Here is a 23,015-nt window from a genome sequence, read left to right on the forward strand (position 1 = left end):
TTGTCTAGACTACTCTAACCCCAACCCTGCCTGCTAGGAACCGATGACGGAGAAAATGCGAGTGTCCCGTCGCAGCTTAGGCCAAAGATCCCTAAAAAAAGGGATATTGATCTGTATTAAGGCGAAAGCGCGCTGCACTTGAAACAATAACTCATTCAGGAAATGAAGAGAAACTTTCGATGCCGACAAAGGAATCTAACACAAATATTCCGACGTCACTTTTGGATGTTTTCAAACAAATGCAGCCGCCCATGTCTGGCAATCCGGCCTTCGATGCCCAGATCGAACAATTTTGGTACGCATAGGAAAATTGCTCGAAGAAACAGAGGCCTTTGCGCAGGTCACAACCAGCTTCGCACCGCTCATGGTCAGACGGTCCTGAATAGCCTTGGGCCCAAAGGCTGTGAACAATGGCTGATAGGCCGCGCCAGCCCGGAGGGCGCCGAGAACAACTGTCACGAGATCCGGGGTGCGTGGCAATAGACCCGCCACGATGTCGCCGGGTTGGATGCCTTGTTCCTTCAGCAAGTTGGCGAAACGCGCGGCTTCATCGCGCAACTCCATAAAGTTGCGAGTCTCATAATGCCCGTCCAATGCAATCCAGTTCAAAGCCAGGGGATTGCCCTGCAAATGGGCGTCACAACATTCGACGCATGCATTGATCCCGTCGCTGAAACTACCGGAAAAGACAGACTTTGCGATGTTCAGATCAAAGTTTTCCACCGCTTTGGAATAGTCTCGAGGAGTACCAGAGTCAGAATTCGATTCCATCAAAACACATTCCTCCAAATGCAGCCCTTCAGTTACCTTGCACTCAAATGGGTCGAATTTCCACGTTGGAGATTACGCGAACGTAAGTGCACCAAGAGCGGTCCATTAGTCCCCTACCAAAGCTAGGTTTGGGTTCGAGAGGCCGACCTCGGCTGCGGTGCCGCATCCACAACACCTCCGTCCTGATACCCTGCGCGGTCCCCCCAAAGGCGACATCCATCGCACTTTGAGTTACTGCATTGCAGCTTTCTTAAATGGGATGTGTTAAAAAACCAGCCCTCGCGGCACATTGCCTGAACTAACAAGGAGCGGGCAGTGCGGACTTTCGCAAGTGCAAGAAAATCCTCATGCCATCATGCTCTTAGGCGCGACTGATCCGTGCGTATGAAAGGAAACTAACACCGTCACGGCGAGGAGTGTTGCCGTCGATAGCCGCTCGGCGTTTGACCTGTCCATCGTTTGACTGCGCGGGAAAGAGTTTCCTGATTTGCATAGCCAAGCTCGCGCGATAACTGATTCAGAGAAACGCTTGGCTCTTCAAGCAGGCGACTAAGAGAAGTCTCAGCGCGAACCCTATCTACAATCTGCTCAAGATTTGTGTTTTCCTCAGAAAGTAGACGTCTGAAGCTGCGTGCGCTGGTACCTGCAGCAGCGGCCAAGCTGTCCAAGCTTGGCGGCGCCTTTCCAAGCATGCTTTCGACAAGCGCACCAGCCTGATCGGCCAGCGACTGGCTCTCGCGCAATACACGCAGGTTTGTATCGTCTTTTTTGACGGCCAGGCTGCGTACTTCTTCCGGGAACTCGGCCTCGGCCACGTCCTGATCAATTTTTACATTCAGCGTGCGGTTTTTCGCGGGCATCACTCGATCCCCGAGCCAAGGTTTCAAATGAGACAAACCTTCGTCTGGGTGGGGTACAAGTTCGACACGCGAAACAGCTGGTGTATTGTTTGTCGCCACAGAGCAAATCATGTCAACCAACGCCGCCACATATTGCTGGACGTAGTGCAGAACTTCCTGCTCGCCCACCTCCAAGATCCAGCCATCCGTGATTTGAATTGAATTCGGCCCATCAACAACCATGAAGATTTCATGTGTGGAATGGGTTTGCATCTTTTGCGATACCCGGCGAAACCCATGGCGTACAGTTGGCCCAGCGAAGGCCGCGGCACCAATCAAGCCGATCTCGAATCCGCCGCGCCCGTCTACGATCCTTCGTGGGGTGTCAGCACCTTCCTGCCTCGAAAGTTCCACCAAAAAACGAACGGTGCCGCGCAGTGGAATTGGCAGGTAAGGGTCATTATCTGGAACCCACTCCAGCCCCGCCTTCGCCAGCAAACCGTCAACGTCAAGATGATTGTCATGCGCCCATCGCCGCATTGGATAAATGGACGCGGCGCGAATGAGTGGAATGGATGATGGCATAAGAGTAGTCTCCAGCTTCTCGTCGAATTTTGGCCACTGAAGTCAAATTTAGACCAGTATTTTGATCCAAATCAATATAGGATCACTCCGCTTCAGGATGCTTGTTCAATACCCAAGCTCGGCAAAATCCGGTGGGGACGCTACCTGCCGCCAAGATTTTTCCGACTTTCAGGATGCGCAGCAGATCGAAGGGAAGAAACAGAGTATGACACATCGAAATCTAGCACTGGCTGTAGCAATAGCTTCTATGTCTTGCGTGAGCCTGAGTGCCCATGCACAGACCGAAGCCCCGCTAGGATCGCCGGGTGCCACAACCACAATTGACGGCAGACAACTACCTCCGCCACCGTCTGAGTTTGGCGGCAAAATTGAACCTCAAGCGCTCAAGTCAACCGAGTACTGGCCACCGCGCGTGGTACCGCCGGAGGGGGCACCCAACGTTCTGCTTATCATCCTTGATGACGCAGGGTTTGGCGTTCCAAGCACCTTCGGTGGGGTAATCCCGACGGATACGATGGACGAACTTGCTGCAGCAGGGCTGAGCTTCACCAATATCCACTCGACCGCTTTGTGCTCGCCCACACGAGCGGCTTTGATCACAGGTCGCAATCACCATTCAGTCGGCTTTGGTGTCATTTCCGAACAGTCCACCGGCTACCCCGGTTATAACAGCATCATACCTGAAAATAAGGCTACCATCGGCCGGATACTATCAGACAACGGCTACGCAACTTCGTGGTTTGGTAAAGATCACAACACGCCGTCTTTCGCCGCCAGCCAGGCGGGACCATTCGACAAATGGCCCACAGGCCTCGGGTTTGAGTATTTCTATGGCTTTGTTGGCGGAGACGCGAACCAATGGCAACCAAATCTCTTCCGCAACACGACCCAGATTTACCCCTATGACGGAAATCCGGAATGGAACATGATCACGGGTATGGCGGATGATGCGATCCAGCATATTTCACGTCTGACCCAAATCGAACCCAATAAGCCGTTCTTCGTGAAATACGCGCCTGGTGCAACGCACGCCCCGCACCACCCGACCAAGGAATGGGTGGAGAAGATTGAGGCGATGAACCTCTTTGACGACGGCTATGAGGCGCTGCGCCAGACGATATTCGAAAACCAGAAGAAGCTGGGGCTTGTCCCTCAGGATGCGACCTTGACTCCATGGCCCGCTGACAAGATCAAGCCATGGGATCAACTGAGCGATGACGAGAAAAAACTGTTCGTCAAGCAGGTTGAGGTCTTTGCCGCCTATGCGGCCTACACTGACCATGAGATTGGCCGCGTTGTCGATGCTATCGACGATCTGGGACGGTTGGAGAACACGCTGGTCATTTACATCAACGGTGACAACGGGACATCCGCCGAGGGTGGTCCCATGGGAACGCCGAACGAGGTTGCCTGGTTCAACGGTATCTCGGCCATGCCTGCCAAGACCCAACTTCAATGGTATGATGTTTGGGGCACTGAAGAGACGTACAACCACATGTCCGCAGGCTGGTCATGGGCTTTTGACACGCCGTTCGATTACTTCAAGCAAAATGCCAACCGGCTGGGTGGCGTGCGTCAGAACATGGTCGTATCATGGCCCAAAGGGATTACCGACAAAGGCGGGATGCGCGATCAGTTCCTGCACGTGATCGATGTCGTCCCGACCCTTCTCGAAGTGACCGGTATCGCTGAACCGCTCGAGGTGGACGGCATCGTTCAGTCACCAATTGAAGGCACAAGCTTTGCCTATACCTTCGACAAGGCGAATGCGGACGCGCCAAGTCGTCACCGTACGCAGTACTTTGAGATGATGGGCCAATGGGCGCTGTATCACGAAGGCTGGTTCCTGAGCACCAAGGTCAACCGGATGCCATGGGAAACCCCCAAGACACCCAACCCCGACCCGCTGAACAATCAGGAGTTCGAACTCTATGATCTCAGAACGGACATGAACCAGCAAAAGAACGTGGCCAAGGATCATCCGGAGAAGGTGGAAGAACTGAAAGCGATCTTCATCGAGGAAGCCAAAAAATACCAGGTTTTCCCGCTGGATGCCTCTGTGACGTCGCGCCTCGCCAAGCCGCGACCCAGCATCACCGCAGGCCGCACCGAGTTTGTCTATACGCAACCCATGATCGGTGTGCCTCAGGGCGACTCTCCCAGTATCTTGAATTCGTCTTATACGTTCACGGCCGAGATCGAGGTGCCTGAAGGCGGCGCGGAGGGTATGATCGTGACTTCTGGCGGCAGGTTCGCGGGCTACGGGTTCTACCTCAAGGACGGCAAACCGACCTTCACTTGGAACATGCTCAATCTTAAGCGCATCCAGTGGCAGGGTAACGACGCTTTGACACCAGGTAAACATACCGTCGAGTTCGATTTCAAATATGACGGATTGGGTGACGGAACGCTGGCCTATGGCGACGCCAGTGGCATCGGACAGAGTGGAACCGGCACCCTGAGCGTGGATGGCAAGGTAGTTTCAACCAAGAAGATGAAAAACACCATCCCGGTCATTCTGCAATGGGATGAATCGTTCGACATCGGGCAGGATACGCTAACAGGTGTCTACGACAACGACTACAAACCGCCGTTCAACCTGACTGCAAAGCTGGACAAACTGACGTTGAAAATCGAACGGCCGGAACTCTCGGACGCCGATAAGAAACGGTTGGAAGACGCAATGCATCGCGCGAGCGACTAACCCCTTAACAGGGCTCTGTTTCCGACGGGGTCCTGTCAATGATGAATTCCGTGGAGGATGTTATGCAGGATCACCCGAAAAAACATGAGACCATCACAACCCGACGCCAGCTTTGCATTGGTGAGGCACCGCTGCTGGCCGCCACGGTCGCTCTCCAATAAAAGCAGAACACACCTCAGACGGCGAGGCAGATTTTCTATTTCTCCAGAAAGCCAGGGGCATGACGTATTTAGCCCGCGAAAGGCAGCGCACTTACCGGCGTGCAATGATGTACTAGCGACGCAGCGCTTGCTGCATTTTTTGAAGAGAGGGGGATACTGAATTGGCAAAACCAAGCACCTTGTACTGGTGGCTGGTTGGGTTTGGCTCGGCCGTCCTCGTAGTGGCAGAGGTCGTGTTTGGCGGCATCCTGCTTCATGGCGAAACAAAGCAGATCACCTCGACAACCCGCGTTCTTTTGTTCCTGCTGAGCGGCAGCTTGTTGTCGCTCGCCATGCTCGCTGTGCTGCGCCACTACCTGTTGACCAGCAATGCCCGGCAGGAAACCACCGACCCTGATCATGCGCCTTTGTCACGCGGTCTCAGTGTTATCCCCTTAGTGCGGGCAATCCTTATCACCTTTACCGTCATCATTGCGATCCTTGTCGCCCTTGCAGAGCTTGGGGTCAAAATTGCACCGATGTTGGCAGGGGCAGGCATTGTCGGGATCGTATTGGGAATGGGGGCACAGAGCCTCCTGAAGGATATTCTAGCGGGCATTTTCTTTGTGATAGACGATGCCTTTCGGCTGGGAGAATATGTAGAGATCGGCGAGACACGCGGCACCGTCGAAAAGATTTCTCTGAGATCGATGCAAATCAGGCACCACCGGGGGGCGCTGCAAACGCTCCCCTACGGCACCATTCAATCGGTCAAGAACCTCAGCCGGGACTGGGTCATCTCAAAGCTTGAGTTTCAGGTCCCGCATGACACGGACATCCTCAAAGTTAAGAAAGTCATCAAGGCGCTGTCCAGGCAAATCGAAGAGGATGAGTATTTTGGTCCGCAAATGCTCTCTCCTGTTAAGTTTCAAGGTATCTACGGCGTCGATCTCTACGGGCTGACCGTACGTGTCAAATTCACAACCCTGCCTGGCGAACAGTTTCTCATCCGCCGCGAAGTCTACAGGCTGGTTCAGCAAGGCTTTGCAAACAACGGTATCGAGTTTGCTGAACGTACTGTAAAAGTGGATCGTTCAGACGATGTTATTGCCACCGCGGACGACACCGAGGCACCGCGTGTATCGGCCTCTGGCTGACGGCTGACGTACTGGCGCGACTAATCAATTGTTTTTAGCGCTTCAAAAAAGGACATGGCCATGCGCAGTTTGACTGTATTGGTTGTCGTTGCCGCCGCAATGATCAGCGGCTGCGGTGAACGCGGAACATTGGCCCTGTTGCCAAATGCTGCAACGCCGGCACGCGAAAGGACGATCCTTGTCGCGGCCTCCCGGGCGCATGCACCCGCGCCAGATTTCTTTACTGAAACCCGTTCCGATCAGACCAATTATTCCAAACTTGTCATCTCGATACCGCCAGCGCGGGAAATCGGGGAAGTGAGGTACCCTAAAGGACAAGATGTTGATCCGCACACGCAGTTCCTGGTCTCTTCTGCCGTGCGGTTGAAAGGCAAACAGGCATTTGTGCGGGCCATAAATGAAGAGGTCGGCAAACGCGTCGTCGATGACCGTCAAGGATTTGTTTTCGTCCATGGGTTCAATACCAATTCAGCCGAAGCTGTCATACGCGCAACCGCCCTCGCAGAAGATACCGGACGCGAAGGGGTCGAAATCGTGTATTCGTGGCCGTCTGCTGGCCGCGTGTTGAAATACCTTGATGACCGTAAAAGCGCATTGTTTGCCCGTGGATCATTCAAGGAGACCCTCGCCGCCATGTCAGAGTCGCGTCTAACGAACTATCTGGTGGTTGCCCACTCCATGGGAAATTTCGTGGCCATGGACTCCATGCGTGAATTGGCTCAGCAAAATCAAATATCGGTTTTGCGGAAAATCCGGGCTCTTATCCTGATATCTGCGGACCTCGACATAGATGTTTTCCGCACGCAGGCACAACCTGTCCTGGCGCAAGGTATACCCATCATCTTGCTGACAACAAATGATGATCTGGCGCTTAGCCTCTCAGCAAAACTTCGGCGTCAGGGAGATAGGGTCGGTGATATCAAATCCGTGTCTGAGCTTGGTGGTCTGAAGGTTGCCGTATTTGACTTGACCAACATTAAGTCCAGTGACCCGCTGAAGCATTTCAAGATCGGCTCATCTCCGGAAATATTGAAATTCCTCAAGTCACTGCATCAGTCTGGAGGCGGAGTCATCAGCACCGACGCAACGGGACGCATAATTACCGTCGACGCAGAAAAACTTGAAGCTGAGACGGGCATCGTTTTAACGCAGTAATCAATATGCCGGTGCGCGTTCATCGCGTTATTTCTGCACGTGCTTGATTTCTTCGCTGCAAGCGCCAAACTCAACTCTTTAAAATAACCGCTTTGTCCGGCGGTCTCAATGGATCGACGCAACACTTCACTTTGAGAGTAAAGATGGAGTGTTGGAATGGCGTATCGACGTCGGATCTATTTTACAGAGAAACAAAAGGCGGACATCGAAATATCAAAAAGCCGATGGACGTTCCAAGTTGATGTTAGGGATTTGGTTTTTCCAACTTCCAGATGAGATTAGCTTTTACCGTCGCCCACTCGGACTTAATAATGGAATACACAGCGGTGTCCCGGATTGTTCCGTTTGCCATGATCATGTTTGACCTGAGGATACCATCAAGTTTTGCTCCAAGCCTTTCGATGGCTCTGCGGCTTTTAGAATTGATGAAGTGGGTTCTGAACTCGACACAAATACAGTCAAGTTCCTCAAATGCTTGCTGCAATAGCAGTAACTTACATTCCGTATTCAGCGGAGTTCTTTGTGCCGACTGTCGATACCAAGTTGAACCAATTTCAAGCCTACGATTTGAGGCATCAATATTCATGTAGGTCGTCATGCCAACGGCGCGACCTGTAGAGTTCTCGATTACCGCAAAAGGAAGCATCGAGCCGTTTTCACGTAAAGATAGACGGCGTTCGATTTCTGCGTGAATACCCTCCGGCTTGGGGATCATGGTATACCAAAGGCGATGAAGTTGCCCATCGGCTGCGGCTTCAGCGAGGTCATCATGATGAAGCTGTGAGAGAGGTTCGACCGTAACATGCAGCCCCTCGATTGAAAAAGGTTCCGGCCAATTTAACATGGCAAATGCTCCCTGAATCGGTAGTGATATTTGCAGTACAATCTGTGTGTTTGCATGGCAATCAAAACGGCGCCCTAGCATTCATCAGATGGCTGACTAGCCAGTCCACCCAGTCTCGCGCCGGGTATCCCGCAATGGTCTGCATTGGGCTCGGGGACTAAGCCGCTCTCGCGGCATTTGCGCTTGTGGCTGCTGTATCGATCTGACCTACAGGGAGCGCGTTTTGCGATGTGACGGATCTGCCTGACGATTGAGTTTTCTCAATTGGACAGGAGGTTTCCATGACACAGGAGAATATGAGCCGGCTGCGTGCGCGGATGATCGAGGACATGCGTATTCGCGGGTTGGCGGAAACAACGCAGAAAGCGCACATCCGTGCACTCAAGCACTTCACAGCCTTTCTCGGGCGCTCACCGGACACGGCGACGCCGGACGATTTGCGCGGCTATCAGCTTCACATGACAGATACCGAGGTCACGCCGTCGGTCTACAACGCCCGGGTCGCTGCGCTTCGGTTCTTTTTCGGCAAGACCTGCGATCGGGAGGATATGAAGAAGTATATCCAGTTCCGCACCGAACCGCGGAAGCTGCCGATTGTGCTGAGCTTCGAGGAGGTTGCGGCGGTTCTGGCGTCGGCCCCGGGGCCAGGTCTCAAATACCGGGCGGCGCTCGGCATTGGTTACGGTGCGGGATTGCGCGCCTCCGAGGTCACCAATCTGAAGGTTCGGGACATCGACAGCAATCGGATGCTGATCCATGTCGAACGTGGCAAAGGCGGCAAGGATCGTGACGTGATGCTGTCACCGTCGTTGTTGGCGCTGCTGCGCGACTATTGGCGCGAGGCCCGCCCGCAGGGCTGGCTGTTCCCGGGACAGAGCAGGGTCGAGCCTCTGTCTCCGCGTTCCTCATGCCGCGACTGTCGATGTTTATTGACGAATTCTCCAATATCGAATTGAGGATTGATTCAACGATCCAGGCTGTCGACCTCAAGCCGGGCGGAATTGATATGGCCATCCGATACGGAACAGGTCGCTGGCCTGGGCTTGTCTCGCAGATGCTGCTACCCGGCTGTCTGACGGTCGTCGCGTCCCGCGAACTGATTGGAAACCGGGTGCTCACAAAACCTGCGGAATTGCTTGAATTCACTCTTCTTCAGGAACAGGCATCGGTCGAGTTTGATCTTTGGATGGAAAAGGTCGGAATCCCCCCCGAAACAGACCGGAGGGTCGTCCGCATGCCGGGCAACATGCTGCTGGATGGCATCCGTCGCGGTGATGGTATCGGGGCGACGGTACCGGCTTTTGTTTCTGACGAATTGAAGTCGGGACAACTCGTGGCACTGTTCGATGATCCAATACCTCAGATCGGCTACTACCTTGTCACTTTGTCGGGCCCGGTTCGACCAGCGGCAAATCTGTTCATGCAGTGGCTCTCGAAATCAATTACCGAATATGAGAAAAGCCTTTTCCGATGGATGCCCTCTCACTTGCTGTAGGCAGTAAAGAGCACCGATTAGAGTTAAATTGGGTCTGACTTGCCGTATATGACTGTGCGTACAGTGCGCGAATTGGCGCCGGATATGGTCATGTTCCCGCAACTTGGCGTTCATAATCCACATCATCATACCAACCGAGCGATTTGGTGACGTTCAGGTTGTCGTCTAAGTCCCACTCTTCCCAGCCCGAGAAACGAACATGGTTACCGGTCTCTTTATGATGGCCTTCGAAAGTCCACGCATAGACCATGTGGTGATCGGCGACGAGAACCGTGTCGAGGTTAAGAACGAGGTCAGGGAAGTCAGCCATAAATCCCGCCGCCATGTCGCCAATCTCCGTCCGGCTCTCCATTGGGTCGCCACCGTTCATTATCATGATTGTATCTTCAGCATATCTTCCGGCGACATCGCCAGGCGCCCGGTTTGTCCAAGCAGCGCAATGATCTTGAGCTATGCGGCGGGCGGTTTGTACATCAGGTGTCATCTATATCTACATGTCCTAAAAATCGCGAAAATACATGGTTGCAAAAACGTTAGTCGGGTCTCTGAAAGCAATCAAGTTTGCTTAACAGCGCTTCTCAACGATGGCAGGTTTGTTTGCGTCACGGCCATCCGCTCGTTGAAATTGCTGCGCTTTGAACGAACGGCAGTTCTCGGAAAGCCGATGGGTGAACTGTGAGAGATATCGAATGTCGGCTGTGGGCCGCCAGTGAAGGCGGCCCGAACTTTTCAGATTTCAACCGCTTCTGCGATCGCTAGAGCATCCTCGAGTTCGACGCCGAGGTAACGAACTGTGCTGTCCATCTTCGTGTGGCCCAGCAACAGTTGAAAAGCGCGCAGGTTGCCTGTTTTTTTGTAGATTTGCGTCACCTTCGTCCGCCGCATCGAATGCGTACCATAGGCACTGGCCTCCAGACCAATCGACGTGACCCAGTCGCGAACTATCCGGGCATACTGGCGGGTCGAGATATGCAAGCGCTCATGAAAGCGACCCGGCCAAAGATACTCTGAACCGATCATAAGTTTGTCTTCCATCCATTTCTCGACAGATGCGCGGGTGCCCTCAGAAATTTCAAAGCGCACTGGCTTTTGCGTTTTGCTTTGCAGTACCGACGCCCGCTCCTTGATCTGGCCGGATGACATGACATCGACAACTTTCATCTTGACCAGATCACAACCGCGCAGCTTGCTATCGATGGCCATGTTGAACAAGGCTAGATCGCGGTGATTTTCCGCAAGCTCAAGCCTGACCCGAATGGCCCATACATGCTTGGGTTTCAATGGGCGCTTCTGTCCGACGATGCGGCCCTTGTTCCAGGCCGGGCGAAGCGCACGAATAGCAGGTAAGTTGGGTGTTGGTTCCATGGCTGATCCTCTTATCCGCCACACGCCACCAAATCGTCAGTCCGCTGACGTGAAAGAATACCACATGCGGGGATATTGAAAAATACCGAATATTGGTATAGATGGCTGGTAGGAGGTAACTGATGGCCAAAAACACTTCGATGTCCCTCGGGGACCACTTTGCGGGGTTTATCGAAACTCAGGTGAGCAATGGACGCTACGGATCGGCCAGCGATGTCGTCCGGGCTGGACTGAGGCTTCTCGAGGAGCACGAGGCCAAGGTTCAGGCCCTAAAGGAAGCCTTGATTGCCGGCGAAAATTCGGGGAAACCCCGATCGTTTGACCGTGAGGCATTTCAAGCTCGAATGCGTCAGAAGAACAGCAACTGATGTCGCTGACTTATATGCTGTCGCCGATGGCGGAAGCAGACCTCGAAGACATTTGGGCCTACACTGCGGAAACATGGTCCGCCGATCAGGCTGAGATCTACACCAACGATATAATCAATGTGTTTGAGGAACTCGCAGAAGGCCAAAAGAAAGGCAGAGCAGTCGAAGTCCGAGAGCGCTATCTAAAGGCGCTGGTCGGTCGCCATGCGATCTATTTTCAAGTCCGAGGGGAAGTGATCGCAATCATCAGAATTCTGCATCAAAGCATGGATGTCGAACGGCATTTGTAGCCACGACGAACGTCCGCAATTTGGGCTGCACGCGCGGCAATTGAAGACTATCGTCAAAGGCGGCTCTGGGCCCATAGTGCCGGATGCAGCGATGCGCATGAGTGTCGGCTAATGGAACAATTAGTTAAGCCACGGCCTCAACCCGACAAGCCGCGCATTGTAAGTTGATGGCGTGACGTTCGTGTCAACCATGTGCAGTTGATAGGCGCGCAAGTCTTCGGGCGTCGCAGTGTCCGGCGATCGCCCAAGGAACTCCGCAAGATATCGAACCGCTCGGATGTGGGCCTTCTGCGAGCCATCGCCCAGTCCTTTGATCCGCATATCTTCGATCATTCGCGCGCGCAGCGGTGTGGTCTTGGTGTCCGTCATGGGACCCTCCTGTCTGTTGATTGAGAGCCCCAATCGTCAGACAGACACGTCCATTCCCAAAATCCCGACGCTCAGATTACAGCGCCCCCCTCGCCGCAAGCGCCCATGCCGCGCGAGCGGCTTCGTCCTTGTCCCGCAAAGCGGAACTTGCACAAGTATTACGGAGCGACCGCTTTCGGCATAAGCTGACATTCAAGTCCACGAAATCGGTTCTTCTGTGTAAGATGTCTGTTTTCAACGAGACCGGACGTTCGGCAAAATTGGGCCAACTTCCGGTATGCGGACTTTACCGCCGATCGAAATCGATGGCGAAGGGTCCGCTCTTTGCGCATTGCCGCCGCTCAGGAGCCCACAGTGTCGCAAGCGCAGCAGGGTTTTCGACCGTCGAGAACGCCCTCCGTTGCCATTTCGACGGACAAAAATGAATGGCAGCGTTCCTCATCAAAACAATTTGAACAGTGCCTTTGGGAAGGCCCATTTGGGACTAGAAACTCACGTGAGCACCGAGCCGATACCGTTCCAACCCTGCCAGAGTACAAATACTGAAAGCGCTGCTGTTATCATCGCCGGCACTCCATCTCTCCAGGTGTCGAATATCAGATGGCAGAGAATGGCGCCGACGGATGTTGCCAAGAGCGCTGCCGCCCCAAGTGGACCCAGCCAAGGCCCCTGAATCCAGATGCAGACAGCGCCGAATAATTCGATAAGGCCCACCATGAACATGACCTGCCGGTTGAGGCCGTAGCTTTCGAACATGGCGAGTTGTGTTTCGAACACTTTCGTCTGCCAGCCTGTCAGTTTGATTGAACTTGCCAGAAGGAAGAACGCCGACAGGAGCGCAATGACTATCGTTAAGGTCATTGTTCTGGGTCTTTGTGTGAGCGTTTGAAGGCCTGTGGGGATTGACCTGTCCATCTGCGGAAAGCCCGTGAGAATGCAGTCGGATCGGAAAACCCCAGTTGCTGGGCGGCGTCTCTGACCGAGCAGGCTTCCACACCCAACAGTTCAATGGCTTTCTCCCGCTTCAGGCGTGCAATGACCTTGGAGGTTGTTTCGCCACGTTCGGACAGGCGCGCATTCAATGTGTTGGGGTGTAACCCCACTAGCCGTGCCGCCTGCTCTGCTGTGAAGGTCGGTTCAGACAGCCGTGATCGCACGATGTCTTCGAAGCCGGTCAGAAAGTCGATTGGTGCAGCAAGCTCAACATCATTCGGGTGATAATCGGATACATTCTCCAGAACCTCGTCTGGGAGGCGGTGGTTCAACCAGGTGGACGGGAAGCGAATGGAAAAGCCACGCTCGTCAGACGGGACGCCTGTTACTCCAAAAAAATGCCTCGGCAAGACGTCGGGGTCGGCAAGCTGTAGTATCACTTTGTGCGGATCCCAACGGAAATCGAGCACCCGGTGCAGCAGGGAAATCCAAATACCAATCATGAACCCGTCAGCTTGAGCTGGTGATACTGACGAGCGAAAATGCCGCCGGGCCGCAAAGTAGGCATGTTCGTCTTCAACGATCAGAGATTGAGTGACTGCATTTGACTCTTTTGAGACGATCTGAGTGAAGCGCGTGAAAAAATCTCCCAGCGTCAATGCTTCTGCCAGATCCCGCCCTTTCGGGAGGAATCGCTTAAGGTCAACAGACTGGCCAACCCGAGCGCAAAAGTCCGATCCTTCGGCTGCAGCCGCGGCACTGAACGCTGCATACACGGTCTCATGCGACAGGAAATGTTCAGGTGTGATCGTTTTGGCCGCTTCAAAACCCAAATCCTGAAAGACTTCTTCGGGATCCGACCCCAGGTTTCTCAACGCGGTAGTGACCGGGGACAGCACGGTCGCCCGAACCAACGGAAGATCAGATTGTCTGGGCGTTTTTCGATTTCCGAACATGTTTACTCCCTTCGGCCGGAATCGTGACATCGTCACGGTGAGGTTTCCAGAAAAATGCGCAAGAACCTGACCAGACCCTAACCAAAAAAATTTTCCCCTTAGGGCATGGTCAGGCATGCGCCGAGAAAACTCGCCATACTCGGCAAGTGAAGTGGCGAATCCACATCGCTTGCAATTTCACGGAGATGTCATGATCACAGATATCACACGAGCCTGTACCGCCGTCACATTGGGTGCGATGACGCTTTCCGCAAGTGTCGCTCTTGCACAGCAGGAACCGCCGTCGGTCACCTTGTTCAAGAACGTTATGATCTTTGATGGAACCACGGACGGGCTTCAGGATCTCGACGTGCTTGTTGTTGGAAACAAAATCCACACCGTCGCGGAAGACATACCGGAATCAGGCACATGGGAAGTTGAAGCTGGCCAAGATGGCCCCCTGTATTCTCAAATACATAGCGGTGGCACTGGGTATACCTTTGTCGTGGAAGGCGAAGAGGGCACCAAAACCGTCAAGCTGTCGCCCAATGTCATCGACGGCGGGGGACGAACCTTGATGCCGGGCATGATTGATAGCCATACCCACTTTAACCTCTCGATGGATGGCGGGCGTCCGGGCATGGAAATGGCGCGGTGGGATTATATGGCGGGACACGCCTCCTCTGCAGCACTGGAGTGGTTTTACGATGGCTTCACGACAGTGCGTGATATGGGGGGCATGGCCGATGGATTGCGACGGGTCATAGACAAAGGCCTCATGGAAGGACCTCGCATCTACAGCGCCGCCGGGATGATCAGTCAAAGTGCCGGTCATGGGGATCTCAGGTTTAAAAGCCAGACCAACCCCCTCCAAAGCAGCACGTGGCGAAATGGTATCTATCACATTGCCAACAGTCCCAATGAAGTCCGCACAGCGGTTCGCGAGAATTTCAATGCGGGCGCAACCCACATGAAAATCATGATGGCGGGCGGTGTGGCCAGCAACAAGGGTCCCTTTGAAGCATCTCAGTACACCGACGCTGAAATCACTGCGGCGGTGGAAGAAGCCGCGACGCGCGGAACCTACGTAGCGGCCCACCTTTATCTCGATGAAGCTATACGCCGTGCGCTCGATTTGGGTGTCATGTCGATTGAACACGGTCAATTCCTGCAAGAAGACACAGCCATGTTGATGAAGGAAAAGGGCGCCTTCATTTCTCCGTATATTGCGGCCGTTATGAGCGAGGATATTCTGACCCATCCGGTCTACGGAAACCCGGCAACCTTCGAATATGAGCGGACGCTCATGATGAAAGAAGGGACCGCCAACTTCGCCGAAGTCATCAAGAAAGTGCAGCCGAATATCGTATTTTCCATCGACATCGTCAGCACCAACGGTATGGCGGCGCGGCATCACAGGGACCACGAAAAATGGATCTTCGCGGACACTTTCGGCAACTATGAAACTCTGAAAGCAATGACTTCTACCGGCGGCAAGCTTGCAGCGTTGACCGGAGGCAGCAACCCTTATCCCGCTCCTCTAGGGGTCATCGAGGAAGGGGCATATGCCGACATCCTGTTGATCGACGGCAATCCGCTGGAGGACATCACGGTTCTGGGTGGAAATCCTTCATGGTTCAACGCAGAACCGCGTCCGCGTGGCATCGAGACTATCAACCTCATCATGAAAGACGGCGTGATCTACAAGAACACGCTGGACGACTGAACGATGCGTACCGGCGCAATTGTTTTGGCCTTCGCAAGCCTTGCCTCAGCAGCTTTCGCGGATCAGCGGGCTATGGTTCCGCTTGAGTGGGATGAGCTGCCGGATCCTTTGGCGCAGGTCTATGAGGATCCTTTCCTCGACCTCTCCACATCCCAGATGACCGCCCTGTTGACCCTTGTGCAGATGCGCGAGAAGTTGGCTCGGGATGATCTGTCAACCGACACGCGAGAGGGCTATGAGGCGCGTTTGTCGGAGGTCAGCACTGAACTTTCAGCCCAGGAGATCGACTTTGACTGGCTGATTTCGCAGCGTTGGGTGGTTACCGAGCGACGCGAGGCTGCTGCTGCGGCCGGTAACCCGTCTCTCGATGGACAAACGATCAGCATTGCTGGTTTTGCCATCCCCACTTCAATTGAAACGGACGGCACCCGGATCGCCTATCTTGTTCCGACTCCCGGCATGTGTAGCCACCTTCCGCCACCAGACCCGAACCAGTTGATCCGGGTTCGCCTTGGCGAAGACTGGGCGCCAAAGTACTTCCACGAACCGGTACGCCTATCGGGCAGACTGCACCTCGATCCGACCACACAGTCGCTCTGGCTGGTGGATGGAACTGTGCCGATGCAGGCCACCTGGACTCTGGATGTGGAAGACGCCGTAACGGCATTTGCAGCGCCCGCAAAGGGTACTGCCACAAACAGATGGGCAGACGTGTTACGTGAAAGCCTTCGCGCCTCCTCAGAAACGAACTTTGACAACCGCAAGACCGGCGGAGTTGAGCAGCGCGGCAGCCCACCTGCCTCCGCGGAAACGAGCTCCGACATCTGGGGGAACCAATAAGGAAAAACAGAAATGTTGCTGGTCACATGACGAGGGCGTCGGGCTCTGATGCCTGCCTCGCCCAGGTGCAGCAAACCAACCAACGGGCAAGAGCTTTGCCCTCTAGCCGGAGACAGTAGAATGAAGCAACAGATAGCCGCCGTGACCCTTGCGCTTGCGCTGGCGACCGCGCCGGTATCCGCGCAGGAAGTCGCCGATATTCCATCCGCCGTCACGCTGTTCAAGAATGTGAAGGTCTTCAATGGGGTCGACGACGGTCTCCAAGACGTCGATGTCCTGGTCGTCAAGAATAAGATCCACAGGGTCGAGGCCGACATTCCTGAAACTGGCACATGGGAAATTGACGCCGATACCAGGCAAGGGACACGGGTTATCGACCCACCACTGGGCGACTATACGGGCGGATATACCTTACTCGTTGAGGATTCCGAGGGCAGCTCGGAGACGATTGAGGTTGCGGTCAACATTGTCGATGGCGGCGGGCGGACCTTGATGCCGGGCATGTTGGATATGCACGTACACCTCGCCACCTTCGGGCCCGTTCAAACGCAGTCGCGCGATGGGCTTCATCCCTATGCCCATGGTGCGCTGGCGGCTGACCGTGCAGAGGGGATGCTGATGAACGGTTTTACCACAGTGCGAGACCTGGGCGGTCCAGCGAATTTCCTTCGCCTCATCATAGATGAAGGCGTCATGGTAGGGCCCCGCATCTATCCAACGGAAAACTGGATAACCACAACGTCCGGCCATGGCGATTTCCGTGAATTGAATGACCCTCACCCGAATATCGCTGGGGGACGGCAACACTTCTACGAAGACTACGTTACGATTATCGCCGACGGACGGGAAGAAAGCCTGCGCGCGGCGCGTGAAGCATTCCGCCGCGGCGCGACTCAGCTCAAGCTGTTCACTGGCGGCGGTGTGACAAGTCTATTCGATCCGCTGCATTCGGGCCCTCTTGACGAAGAGGTCCAGGCCGTTGTCGAGGTGGCGGAGCGTTGGGATACCTACGTCGCGTCACATGCACATACGGCAGTGGCAATTCAGCAGGCCATAGACAACGGTGTGATGTCGATCGAGCACGCTCCCTATCTGACCGAAGAACAGGCCAAAACGATGATCGAGAAGGGCATGTTTGTTTCGACCGCGTTTTCCCCGGTCTTCTCGATATCCGAGGAACAGGCAAGAAAGGCATACCCGCCCGAGAGCTTTGAGAAATGGTGGGTCATTCGCAATGCCGCCGAGAATGCTCTGAACGTGATCGCCAACAACCCGGAACTGAAAGTGGTCGTTGCTTCCGATCATATTCCACAATGGAACACGGGGCGCGCATACGACGAAAAGGCGCTGGACGAGTTCAAGTATTTTTCGGAAGCCATCGGCAACTTCAGAACACTCAGGGCGTTTACTTCGACCGCCGGAGAACTGAATTCTCTGACCGGTCAGATGAACCCGTACCCTGAGGGGCCCTTGGGCGTCATTCAAGAAGGTGCCTACGCTGACCTGCTGCTGGTAGACGGAGATCCCCTCGAAAACATCGAGATCCTTATGGACCCTGACACCAGTCTGAAGATCATCATGAAGGACGGCGTGATCTACAAGAACACGCTGAACTGAGCGATGGGCGGGATGGTTCACCTCGTCCATCCCGCCCGTTTGTGAAAACCAGCAGATGAACAAAAGCACGGAAACAGGAGAGAAACATTTGGTAAGAAAAATGAAGATCGAAATCGCAACTGCGTTTGCCCTATTGGTATCTGCACCAGTCCTTGCTCAACAGACCACTGTGATGACCGGTGGCAACATCCTGACGATTGATCAAAACTTCTCGATTGTTGAAGCTTTGGTCATCCGTGGAAACGAAATCGTCGCTGTAGGAAGCGACGCGGATGTGCGACAGGTCGCAGGGGAAAACGCACAGATCGTCGACCTGGGTGGCAAGACTGTGATGCCGGGTTTCATTGACGCACATACACACCCGATTGGGGGCGGAGGGTCTTCGGTCTTTGAAAATGTCGGGGTCGATCGCTTCGGTACCGTAGAGGAGGCTCTCGCGCACATGAAAAGTGTGTTCGAGGGGCAGGATAACGATGACTGGGCATTGTTCGTCAACCTTGATCTTGCAACGCAAAGTTTTTCTGAGCCCGCGCTAACGCGCGAACACCTCGATGAAATCGCGCCCCAATCACCGGCGGTGGTTTGGCACGCGGGTGGTCATAAAATGACTGTTAACTCCAAGATGCTCGAACTTATGGGTGTAAGCGATAATACTCCTGACCCGGACGGGGCGCAGTATGGCCGGATGGAAGGCGGCCGCCCGGACGGGAACTTGTCTGGCGGCGCATTGTTGTTTGCTGCCCTCGCGGAGATTGAACCCTACCAGAACTATGACCGCGTAAACGGCACAAAGACCATAGCGCAGGGTTGGGCATCCAGTGGGGTCACGGCGGTCGGTGTCGCGGGTGTGGCAAATCCCGACGACTGGAGTACATTCGAGTTACTGGCGTCCGACGATGACTTTCCCATTCGGACACGCAGTTACCTTCAATGGGCTGAACTGGATGCTTGGGACGCTGCCGGGGTCGCGCCGGGCGATGGCAATGCCAAGGCTCGCGTGATCGGATGGAAAATCTCCGCTGACGGATCGAACCAGGCATTTACCGGGTTACAGCGAGAACCGTACCTGAACTCCGATAATCTGGGCCTAGCCTACATGATTCAGAACGACATCAATTTCGCAGTAGCCGACGGAACCGTCCGCGGTGGACAGATGGCTATGCATGGCAACGGAAACGCGTCCATCGATAACATTATCGCGGCTGTCGAAAAGGCACGTTCCGACGGGATCGACATGGTGCGCCCGAGGATCGAACATTGCTCGATTACAGAAGACGATCAGATCGCAAGACTAAAGGAACTCGACATCTCGTGCTCTTTTCTGATCGCTCACGTGCTCTTCTGGGGGGAGGCTTTCCGCGATGTTGTGTTCGGCGAAGCCAAAGCTGAGAAGCTCGACCGTACAGGCAGCTTCGAGCGGGCGGGAATACCCTACTCACTGCACACGGATTACTCTGTTTCCACACTCACGCCTCTGGAGATGGTTGAAGTAGCAGTTAACCGGACACTCTTCACTGATCCTGACTACGTTCTGGGCGAAGAAGAGCGAGCTTCGATTGACATGGCCCTCCGCGCCGTGACCAGCGTTCCGGCGTTCCAGTTGCTTTCGGAGGACGAGATCGGAAGCATTGAGGTTGGCAAACTGGCGGACCTTGTGGTCTTGGCTGATGATCCAAGGACCGTGGGTCTCGATCAGATTGGTGAGATTGAGGTGCTCGAGACTTGGATGAACGGGAAACGCACGTACTAAGTCACCGATTTCAACCGCAGCCTGAGCGTCCAATTTCCCGCAACGCTCATCCAAATAAAGAGTTCACATGACCAAGCAAAACACTCTAACCTTAGCATCCGCCGCATTGGGAATGTTTCTGCTTGCGGCGAGCACATTGTCGCTGTCCGCTGATGAAGCTTCCCATGCCCTCGGTGCGGAAAGTGCAACCGGCGCTGGCATTGTGGTCCCGGCAAAAAGCTGGGATGTATCGGCAGCCGCCGAAAACCAGATCGACACTGTCCACTTTATTGAGGGCCAATTCGTTAAGGAAGGTGATCTGCTGGTAACCTTCGATCAGGTCTTCAAGCAATGGGATGCCAAAATAGCCGAGTTGGCTCACCAGCAGGCCGTGGCTGAACTGGAGCTGGCCCAGGCTGACTTGTCCAGAAAGAAGCAGTTGGGCGCCAATTCAGTTTCTGAAGTTGAGATTGCACAAGCTGAAGCGCGCGTCGAAATCGCCGAAGCAACCGTTGAGACAAAGAGGCTCAATGCGGAAAAGGCCAAGGCTATCTCAGATCTCCAGCTCATCCACGCACCGTTCGACGGCCAGATGAGCGCGCCGCGTTTTCGAGATAATGCAAACGTCGTCGCCGACTCGCCCGAAATCGGAACGCTGTATCAACTTGATCCGATCCACGTTCGCGTGGCGGGCACGTACGAAAAGCATCAGGAACGCATCCTAGCGGGCGAAAGCCACGAGAGTGTAATGCGCAGCCTGACACTAGTGTTGGAACTGCCGGAAGGTGGTGAGTTCCCACACCAGGGACGCCTGATATCAACGCCGTTCGAGTTCGATCCGGAGACAGGGATTGGCTACAGCATCGCCGAATTCCCAAATCCCGAACTCCTGTTGCGTCCCGGAATGAAGGTCCGGGTGACTTCCTTCGAAAAAGCAGGCCAATGACCTTCTCTGCAGTTTCAAGGAGAAAAAAATGAAGTGGTTTTACCCGGTTGTGTCGGCCGCCCTCCTGGCCTCACCCGTCTTCGCGGACAGTCATAGCCAAACACGGCACTTCCTGTTTGTAGGCACTCCAAATGCTGCCGCTTGGAAATCCATGATCGATGCCCCCGGCGATCGAGAGGCAAGCGTTCGAGGACCTATCGAAGCCCTTGGCGGTGACTTGCTCGCGTATTTCTGGGGGCTCGGCAATGGAAAGAATTACATCCTCGTCGAGTTGCCGGATGATCCAACTTTCATCCAGGCGTTCTATCTCACGCGCCTCGGTGACGGGCTTCTCAATGGCTATCAGATGATCGAACTCATGAGCTCCGCCGACATGGCCGAGGCCCTTTCTCGTGTCTCAGAAGTCAAGGAAGCCGAAGCCAAGCAAAAATGATCCACTTGGACGCGGCTGCGGGCCCATGTGTCGACTGACCAATAACCTGCTTCCGGTACGCCAGGCCAAAACACTATCTTAGAGAAAGGAAACGCGAAAAAATGAAAATTCCACCCTTCAGCCTCACCGCACTTACGGCAACTGTGATCCTGTCTGGCACGGTTTCGGCCAACGCTGACGAATTTGACTCGCGTTGGGCGCTGGTTTCTGACGCCTATGCCAGCGTCGACGCAATCCTTGGCGGCGAGGGCGACACTGTTGGAAAGTTGGCGCAGCTGGATCAGGCGTTGTCCGAACTGAAGGCCAAGTGTGACACGCTGAATGTACATTTTGAGCGCGCTTCGTGCCACGAAGATGTTCGCCGTCTGATGTCGATTTCACAATTCATGGCCGACCCTGAAGATCCGAACCGTAACGACAGTTTCCCGTCACACATCCCGGATTTTGTTAGCCCCGAGATGCGCGAAATCATGGTGAATTGGACACCAGGCTGGCTGGGCGCGACGTGGGAGGGTTATCCGGAGCCAGACGACTATGGCGCGTGGCAATCGCTGCATGACGCTCAGATCGACCCGATGATGGAAGCCGGGAAGAAGCTTCTCACGACAATGAACCTCACAACCGAGGAACGGGAAATCGGTGGCGTTAGGACCGTTACGGTCAGCCCAAGCGAGAACCGCCACCCGGGTAAGGCGTTGATCCATGTCCACGGCGGCGCCTTTTACGGAAACACCCCGGAGACAACCTTCGACCGGACAGCTCCGCTTGCCGATCACATGGGCATCGATATTGTTTCCGTCGACTACAAACTGATGCCCGCGCCTGACTGGGACATTCTGGACCAGCGCGATCAGGTGATTGCTGTCTTCGATGCTCTTACCGGCGAAGGTGGTGACTACGCTCCGGAGGATGTGGGGATTTATGGCTGTTCTGCTGGTGGCGGGCTGGTCGCTATGTCCACCAACGAGATGTCACATCGTGGCGGACCGCTTCCTGGCGCCGCTGTCATGCAGAGCCCGCAGACCGATTTTTCCTTTAACAGCGACTCGACCTGGACGCTGCGCTACCACGATCCTCGGACACTGGTGGACAACCTCATTGATTCAGTCTGGCCAATGCTCGGGATCACCGAGGAAAAGGCACAAGATCCACGATACTCGACCGTCTACGACAACTTTGATGGGCGGGACTTCCCTCCGACAATGGTCCAGGTGGGTACCAAAGAAATTCAGATGAGCGATGGTATCCGCATGTATGGCGTTCTGCGCAGCGCCGGACACGAGGCGGTCCTCGATGCCCACGACGCGATGCAACACTGCTTCCACGGTCACTGGGGTACACCAGAAGCCGCCGAAGCTGTCCGTCGTGTCGCCGAGTTTTTCGAAGAGCATCTGGGTTCCGAATGAGGAGCCCGGGCGTTGCAATGGAGGCCCGATACAATCGCCGCCACTCTGCGAGCGCACAGAACCGTCCTGATGAACCGGCCAACCGGGTTCACTGCGGTGGCTGGAATTTTGCTCAATTATGCTGTTCCCGGCGCCTGCCCGATCTGGAAATGGAGAAGCGGTTCATTCGGGTTGGTGACGAAATCCTCGAGGTCACTCAAGATCTTTCAACCGTTGTGGATGCTGTCGGAGTTGTTGGAAACCTTCTCAAGTGAACCAAAGAGAACAATGGCGACATCTCTGACCAGAGTTGATCTCTCGTCCGGTTCCGCTCCCAATGAGCCATACAAAATAGCGAGTGACTGTTTCAAGAGTATCGGAGAGCGGTT

General features: G+C 54.6%; 21 protein-coding genes and 2 pseudogenes. 15 read left to right on the forward strand and 8 right to left on the reverse strand.

Annotation, left to right across the window (positions count from 1 at the left end):
• Positions 1-231: 231 nt before the first annotated feature.
• Entirely contained in the window at positions 232-771 is a 540-nt protein-coding gene (locus ACRZ96_RS11115) for an AMP-binding protein (protein ID WP_480814564.1), read from the reverse strand.
• Between the two features lie 404 nt (positions 772-1,175).
• Complete coding sequence (locus tag ACRZ96_RS11120; RefSeq protein ID WP_480814565.1) at positions 1,176-1,799, reverse strand: helix-turn-helix transcriptional regulator; 624 nt, start codon at positions 1,797-1,799, stop codon at positions 1,176-1,178.
• 108 nt (positions 1,800-1,907) lie between these two features.
• Between ACRZ96_RS11120 and ACRZ96_RS11125 the strand changes: the two genes are divergently transcribed.
• The 4 genes from ACRZ96_RS11125 (at position 1,908) to ACRZ96_RS11140 (ending at position 7,351) form a co-directional block, all read left to right on the forward strand.
• Complete coding sequence (locus ACRZ96_RS11125; RefSeq protein ID WP_480796166.1) at positions 1,908-2,189, forward strand: hypothetical protein; 282 nt, start codon at positions 1,908-1,910, stop codon at positions 2,187-2,189.
• Between the two features lie 253 nt (positions 2,190-2,442).
• On the forward strand, positions 2,443-4,899 hold the full coding sequence (locus ACRZ96_RS11130; RefSeq protein WP_480814672.1) for an arylsulfatase: 2,457 nt from the start codon (positions 2,443-2,445) through the stop codon (positions 4,897-4,899).
• A gap of 322 nt (positions 4,900-5,221) precedes the next feature.
• The gene (locus tag ACRZ96_RS11135; RefSeq protein WP_170514579.1) at positions 5,222-6,196 is read left to right on the forward strand and encodes a mechanosensitive ion channel family protein; all 975 of its coding nucleotides are present in this window, start codon (positions 5,222-5,224) and stop codon (positions 6,194-6,196) included.
• Between the two features lie 60 nt (positions 6,197-6,256).
• On the forward strand, positions 6,257-7,351 hold the full coding sequence (locus tag ACRZ96_RS11140) for an alpha/beta hydrolase (protein ID WP_480814566.1): 1,095 nt from the start codon (positions 6,257-6,259) through the stop codon (positions 7,349-7,351).
• Positions 7,352-7,595: 244 nt separating this feature from the next.
• Here ACRZ96_RS11140 and ACRZ96_RS11145 read toward each other — a convergent pair whose 3' ends face one another.
• Positions 7,596-8,195 (reverse strand): GNAT family N-acetyltransferase, encoded by a 600-nt coding sequence (locus ACRZ96_RS11145; RefSeq protein ID WP_170514585.1) that lies wholly within the window; start codon positions 8,193-8,195, stop codon positions 7,596-7,598.
• A 281-nt stretch (positions 8,196-8,476) separates the two neighbouring features.
• Between ACRZ96_RS11145 and ACRZ96_RS11150 the strand changes: the two are divergent.
• Together ACRZ96_RS11150 and ACRZ96_RS11155 are read left to right on the forward strand one after the other, a co-directional pair.
• Positions 8,477-9,097, forward strand: a pseudogene (locus ACRZ96_RS11150) (tyrosine-type recombinase/integrase); the annotation flags it as partial.
• 20 nt (positions 9,098-9,117) lie between these two features.
• Positions 9,118-9,690: a LysR substrate-binding domain-containing protein gene (locus tag ACRZ96_RS11155; RefSeq protein WP_480814567.1), complete on the forward strand. Its 573-nt coding sequence runs from the start codon at positions 9,118-9,120 to the stop codon at positions 9,688-9,690.
• Between the two features lie 88 nt (positions 9,691-9,778).
• Here ACRZ96_RS11155 and ACRZ96_RS11160 read toward each other — a convergent pair whose 3' ends face one another.
• Positions 9,779-10,174 carry a DUF1348 family protein gene (locus tag ACRZ96_RS11160; protein ID WP_480814568.1) on the reverse strand — a complete coding sequence of 132 codons (396 nt, stop codon included), beginning with the start codon at positions 10,172-10,174 and terminating at the stop codon, positions 9,779-9,781.
• A gap of 245 nt (positions 10,175-10,419) precedes the next feature.
• Positions 10,420-11,055, reverse strand: coding sequence for a tyrosine-type recombinase/integrase (locus ACRZ96_RS11165; RefSeq protein ID WP_170514594.1), 636 nt, complete (start codon positions 11,053-11,055; stop codon positions 10,420-10,422).
• Between the two features lie 122 nt (positions 11,056-11,177).
• Between ACRZ96_RS11165 and ACRZ96_RS11170 the strand changes: the two genes are divergently transcribed.
• Together ACRZ96_RS11170 and ACRZ96_RS11175 are read left to right on the forward strand one after the other, a co-directional pair.
• Complete coding sequence (locus tag ACRZ96_RS11170) at positions 11,178-11,423, forward strand: type II toxin-antitoxin system ParD family antitoxin (RefSeq protein WP_170514597.1); 246 nt, start codon at positions 11,178-11,180, stop codon at positions 11,421-11,423.
• Positions 11,423-11,713 (forward strand): type II toxin-antitoxin system RelE/ParE family toxin, encoded by a 291-nt coding sequence (locus tag ACRZ96_RS11175; protein ID WP_170514600.1) that lies wholly within the window; start codon positions 11,423-11,425, stop codon positions 11,711-11,713. Before ACRZ96_RS11170 ends, ACRZ96_RS11175 begins: the two co-directional genes overlap by 1 nt.
• A gap of 135 nt (positions 11,714-11,848) precedes the next feature.
• Here the strand turns inward: ACRZ96_RS11175 and ACRZ96_RS11180 are convergent.
• The 3 genes and pseudogenes from ACRZ96_RS11180 to ACRZ96_RS11190 form a co-directional block, all read right to left on the reverse strand.
• Positions 11,849-12,082 (reverse strand): annotated as a pseudogene (locus ACRZ96_RS11180) (phage integrase N-terminal SAM-like domain-containing protein); the annotation flags it as partial.
• Between the two features lie 492 nt (positions 12,083-12,574).
• Positions 12,575-12,943 carry a DoxX family protein gene (locus tag ACRZ96_RS11185; RefSeq protein WP_170514609.1) on the reverse strand — a complete coding sequence of 123 codons (369 nt, stop codon included), beginning with the start codon at positions 12,941-12,943 and terminating at the stop codon, positions 12,575-12,577.
• A complete protein-coding gene (locus ACRZ96_RS11190; RefSeq protein WP_170514612.1) occupies positions 12,940-13,971 on the reverse strand; it encodes a helix-turn-helix domain-containing protein in 1,032 nt (343 codons plus the stop codon). The genes ACRZ96_RS11185 and ACRZ96_RS11190 overlap by 4 nt, the downstream gene beginning before the upstream one ends.
• Before the next feature lie 238 nt (positions 13,972-14,209).
• On the opposite strand from ACRZ96_RS11190, the gene ACRZ96_RS11195 reads away from it, so the two are divergent.
• The 7 genes from ACRZ96_RS11195 to ACRZ96_RS11225 all read left to right on the forward strand — a co-directional run bounded on the left by ACRZ96_RS11195 (position 14,210) and on the right by ACRZ96_RS11225 (position 22,647).
• Entirely contained in the window at positions 14,210-15,676 is a 1,467-nt protein-coding gene (locus tag ACRZ96_RS11195; protein WP_480814673.1) for a metal-dependent hydrolase family protein, read from the forward strand.
• 3 nt (positions 15,677-15,679) lie between these two features.
• Positions 15,680-16,516, forward strand: coding sequence for a DUF3299 domain-containing protein (locus tag ACRZ96_RS11200; RefSeq protein WP_170514618.1), 837 nt, complete (start codon positions 15,680-15,682; stop codon positions 16,514-16,516).
• Between the two features lie 120 nt (positions 16,517-16,636).
• Entirely contained in the window at positions 16,637-18,133 is a 1,497-nt protein-coding gene (locus ACRZ96_RS11205) for a metal-dependent hydrolase family protein (RefSeq protein WP_170514621.1), read from the forward strand.
• A 100-nt stretch (positions 18,134-18,233) separates the two neighbouring features.
• Entirely contained in the window at positions 18,234-19,883 is a 1,650-nt protein-coding gene (locus ACRZ96_RS11210; protein ID WP_480814569.1) for an amidohydrolase, read from the forward strand.
• A gap of 67 nt (positions 19,884-19,950) precedes the next feature.
• Complete coding sequence (locus ACRZ96_RS11215; RefSeq protein ID WP_170514627.1) at positions 19,951-20,808, forward strand: efflux RND transporter periplasmic adaptor subunit; 858 nt, start codon at positions 19,951-19,953, stop codon at positions 20,806-20,808.
• Between the two features lie 28 nt (positions 20,809-20,836).
• On the forward strand, positions 20,837-21,241 hold the full coding sequence (locus ACRZ96_RS11220; protein WP_170514629.1) for a GYD domain-containing protein: 405 nt from the start codon (positions 20,837-20,839) through the stop codon (positions 21,239-21,241).
• A 101-nt stretch (positions 21,242-21,342) separates the two neighbouring features.
• Positions 21,343-22,647 carry an alpha/beta hydrolase gene (locus ACRZ96_RS11225; RefSeq protein ID WP_480814570.1) on the forward strand — a complete coding sequence of 435 codons (1,305 nt, stop codon included), beginning with the start codon at positions 21,343-21,345 and terminating at the stop codon, positions 22,645-22,647.
• Positions 22,648-23,015: the final 368 nt, after the last annotated feature.

The sequence above is a fragment of the Ruegeria sp. CF1 genome, from assembly GCF_056537445.1.

Bases quoted from the DNA above. Each gene is read 5' to 3' on its own strand.
- ACRZ96_RS11115 (WP_480814564.1), bottom strand. From the start codon at position 771: ATGGAATCGAATTCTGACTCTGGTACTCCTCGAGACTATTCCAAAGCG.
- ACRZ96_RS11125 (WP_480796166.1), top strand. From the start codon at position 1,908: ATGGCGTACAGTTGGCCCAGCGAAGGCCGCGGCACCAATCAAGCCGAT.
- ACRZ96_RS11130 (WP_480814672.1), top strand. From the start codon at position 2,443: ATGTCTTGCGTGAGCCTGAGTGCCCATGCACAGACCGAAGCCCCGCTA.
- ACRZ96_RS11140 (WP_480814566.1), top strand. From the start codon at position 6,257: ATGCGCAGTTTGACTGTATTGGTTGTCGTTGCCGCCGCAATGATCAGC.
- ACRZ96_RS11145 (WP_170514585.1), bottom strand. From the start codon at position 8,195: ATGTTAAATTGGCCGGAACCTTTTTCAATCGAGGGGCTGCATGTTACG.
- ACRZ96_RS11155 (WP_480814567.1), top strand. From the start codon at position 9,118: ATGTTTATTGACGAATTCTCCAATATCGAATTGAGGATTGATTCAACG.
- ACRZ96_RS11160 (WP_480814568.1), bottom strand. From the start codon at position 10,174: ATGACACCTGATGTACAAACCGCCCGCCGCATAGCTCAAGATCATTGC.
- ACRZ96_RS11165 (WP_170514594.1), bottom strand. From the start codon at position 11,055: ATGGAACCAACACCCAACTTACCTGCTATTCGTGCGCTTCGCCCGGCC.
- ACRZ96_RS11170 (WP_170514597.1), top strand. From the start codon at position 11,178: ATGGCCAAAAACACTTCGATGTCCCTCGGGGACCACTTTGCGGGGTTT.
- ACRZ96_RS11175 (WP_170514600.1), top strand. From the start codon at position 11,423: ATGTCGCTGACTTATATGCTGTCGCCGATGGCGGAAGCAGACCTCGAA.
- ACRZ96_RS11185 (WP_170514609.1), bottom strand. From the start codon at position 12,943: ATGACCTTAACGATAGTCATTGCGCTCCTGTCGGCGTTCTTCCTTCTG.
- ACRZ96_RS11190 (WP_170514612.1), bottom strand. From the start codon at position 13,971: ATGTTCGGAAATCGAAAAACGCCCAGACAATCTGATCTTCCGTTGGTT.
- ACRZ96_RS11195 (WP_480814673.1), top strand. From the start codon at position 14,210: ATGACGCTTTCCGCAAGTGTCGCTCTTGCACAGCAGGAACCGCCGTCG.
- ACRZ96_RS11200 (WP_170514618.1), top strand. From the start codon at position 15,680: ATGCGTACCGGCGCAATTGTTTTGGCCTTCGCAAGCCTTGCCTCAGCA.
- ACRZ96_RS11205 (WP_170514621.1), top strand. From the start codon at position 16,637: ATGAAGCAACAGATAGCCGCCGTGACCCTTGCGCTTGCGCTGGCGACC.
- ACRZ96_RS11210 (WP_480814569.1), top strand. From the start codon at position 18,234: ATGAAGATCGAAATCGCAACTGCGTTTGCCCTATTGGTATCTGCACCA.
- ACRZ96_RS11215 (WP_170514627.1), top strand. From the start codon at position 19,951: ATGACCAAGCAAAACACTCTAACCTTAGCATCCGCCGCATTGGGAATG.
- ACRZ96_RS11220 (WP_170514629.1), top strand. From the start codon at position 20,837: ATGAAGTGGTTTTACCCGGTTGTGTCGGCCGCCCTCCTGGCCTCACCC.
- ACRZ96_RS11225 (WP_480814570.1), top strand. From the start codon at position 21,343: ATGAAAATTCCACCCTTCAGCCTCACCGCACTTACGGCAACTGTGATC.